This is a genomic window from Mesorhizobium sp. M7A.F.Ca.CA.002.15.2.1, from assembly GCF_003998715.1.
Classification (GTDB): Bacteria; Pseudomonadota; Alphaproteobacteria; order Rhizobiales; family Rhizobiaceae; genus Mesorhizobium; species Mesorhizobium ciceri.
The window spans coordinates 1-2,369 of the sequence record NZ_RZPI01000797.1 but is presented as its reverse complement, the minus strand read 5'-3'; the positions used below and the strand labels follow the sequence as shown (position 1 = coordinate 2,369).

The following is a 2,369-nucleotide window of genomic DNA, read 5'->3' as shown; positions in this document are numbered from 1 at the left end:
GCGCCAGATCGTGCAGCACCGCGATCACCGTCATCTCAAAGCCTGCCACGAGGTCGAGCAGTTCGCCGCGGGCGCGCGGGTCCAGATGGTTGGTCGGTTCGTCGAGGAACAGGATTTTGGGCTGCTGGGCGATGGCGCGCGCCAGTTGGGCGCGCTGGCGCTCGCCGCCCGACAGCGAGCCGACGGTGCGGCCAAGCAGCGGCAGCAGGCCGGTCCGGCGCAGCGCCTCGACGGCGATATCGCGTTCCTCGCGCCTGCGCCGCAGCCCGGCGTGCGGGACCCGGCCAAGCTCGACATAATCGATCACCGCCAGCCGCGGATCGGGCTGGTCGGTCTGGCCGACAACGGCGATATGCAGCGCCCGCTCGGCGGCCGAAATCCTGTCCAGCCCGCGTCCGCCAAGCTTCACCTCGCCGGAACTTGGCCGCAGCATGCCCGACAGCATGCGCAGCAGCGTCGTCTTGCCGGCGCCGTTGGGACCGATGATGGCAAGGCGATCGCCAGCGGCCACCGAGAAGCTGACCGCCTGGACCAGATTCCGCCCATTCGCCATGGCACAGAGGTCATGGGCTTCGAGAAGCGCTGCGCTCATCGGCTGCAGCCCGCCGGATTGCGGGGACGGCAAAGTGTGAGCATGGTGATGCGATGATCGATGGAGCCGTCCAACTTTCCGTCACTTTCCAAAACTGGCGACGGAAGGAAGCTGGCGAACCGGCCGACAAGGCCGGGATTCGCGTTTCCTCCCGGCACACCCCGTCCGGTCAACTCAGTGATGGCAGGTCTCCTGGCTCGCGGGTCGTTGCGCCATCCTGCCTTCCCAGCCTTGCCGGCCAGTGGCATTCACGGATTTTGCTCGCCGCTTACAGTTGCGGGGGCAGCCACGGCCTCGACCTGAACAGGCCTCACCGTGTTCCCTTTTCACCCCTCGCCTTTCGGCTCGGGGACCATCACCACTTCAGCGTAGATTTCCACCAAACGCTTCGCAATGGATTTCTCGGACGAAGTGGTGGGCCAGCTAAGGGAAACAGGCATTGCACGCTCACTTTATGTAATAACATAACATTCTTAGGAGATGACGCGGCCCGCTGTCAAGCGAAAGCCCATGGGATCGGCGCAGATTGCACGGAATGCGCAATTTCGATCAAACTGGCCGCGCCAGGAAACGCCAAGATGATCCGGCCAATGCGAAAAGGAGCCCCATGAACCCGACCGAGAAAGCGCTGTGGTTCGTCGAGAGCCATCTGCCGGAGGCGATCTCGCTTGACGATGTCGCGCAAAGCAGCGGCGTGTCGCGTTTTCATGTGACGCGCGCCTTCGGCGCCGCAACCGGCCGCTCGGTGATGGGTTACATGCGCTCACGCCGGCTGACCGAGGCGGCGCGCAAGCTGGCCGGCGGAGCGCCCGACATCCTCGTCGTCGCGCTCGACGCCGGCTACAACTCGCATGAGGCGTTCACCCGTGCCTTCCGCGATCAGTTCGGCACCACGCCGGAACTGGTGCGCGCGCAAGGCTCGACCAACAACCTCGACCTCGTGGAGCCGATCCTGATGGACCAGTCCTTCCTCACCAATCTCGAACCACCGCGCTTCGAGACCAGCCGGCCGTTCCTGATCGCCGGCCTCGGCGAACGCTACAGCTGCGAAACCAGCGCCGGGATTCCGATGCAGTGGCAGCGTTTTGCACCCTATATCGGCAACATCCCCGGCGAGATCTCAGGCGTTTTCTACGGCGTCTGCCTTAACGGCGATGACGCGGGCAATTTCGACTATGTCGTCGGCGTCGAAGTGTCCGGCTTTGCGGATCTGCCGAAGGACTTCTATCGGGTGCGGGTGCCGGCGCAGAAATATGCGGTGTTCTCGCACCGCGAGCACATCTCATCCATCCGCCGGACGATCAACACGATCTGGAACAGTTGGCTGCCCGACTCCGGTCACGAAATCGCGGATGCACCGGAATTCGAGCGCTATGGACCGGAGTTCGATGCCCACAGCGGCAATGGCGGGCTGGAGATCTGGGTACCGGTGAAGGCGTAGCTCGATCACGCCATCGGCAGCGCCGGCCAGCGATCGATGACCTTTCCGCCGGAAAACACGGCGATCGACCCGAATTGCTGCAGCACGGCCTCGCTCTGCGTCGGCCTTAGAAACGCGTAGTCGCCTGGCCTTGCGGCCGCATCGGCGGGCAAGCCCATGAATTGCTGGTTGGAGGACAGGCCGAGCAGGCCGTTCGTCTTCATGCCTTGGGGGAAGACCGGCTCGGCCATCCACTTGCCGCCATAGAGATAGCAGCCCTTGCGCGGAAACCGGCCGAGCGCCTGCAGCAGGCGGGTGACGGCCGGCGGGCCAGGCAGCATCGGCTCGACCACTTTC

2 protein-coding genes, 1 pseudogene and 1 riboswitch are annotated in these 2,369 nt (G+C 64.5%); of the genes and pseudogenes, 1 reads left to right on the top strand and 2 read right to left on the bottom strand.

Annotation, left to right across the window (positions count from 1 at the left end; all coding sequences use genetic code 11):
* Positions 1 to 592, bottom strand: a 592-nt coding sequence (locus ENZ74_RS29445) for an ABC transporter ATP-binding protein (RefSeq protein ID WP_164761298.1), incomplete at its 3' end; no start/stop codon positions are given.
* Between the two features lie 164 nt (positions 593 to 756).
* A riboswitch (cobalamin riboswitch) is annotated at positions 757 to 964 on the bottom strand.
* A 235-nt stretch (positions 965 to 1,199) separates the two neighbouring features.
* Between ENZ74_RS29445 and ENZ74_RS29440 the strand changes: the two genes are divergently transcribed.
* A complete protein-coding gene (locus tag ENZ74_RS29440) occupies positions 1,200 to 2,033 on the top strand; it encodes an AraC family transcriptional regulator (RefSeq protein ID WP_063170197.1) in 834 nt (277 codons plus the stop codon).
* Between the two features lie 5 nt (positions 2,034 to 2,038).
* Here ENZ74_RS29440 and ENZ74_RS29435 read toward each other — a convergent pair.
* Positions 2,039 to 2,369 (bottom strand): annotated as a pseudogene (locus ENZ74_RS29435) (DSD1 family PLP-dependent enzyme); the annotation flags it as partial.

What these genes read in the sequence shown, in the direction of transcription:
- ENZ74_RS29440 (WP_063170197.1), top strand. Translation starts at nt 1,200, where the DNA reads ATGAACCCGACCGAGAAAGCGCTGTGGTTCGTCGAGAGCCATCTGCCG.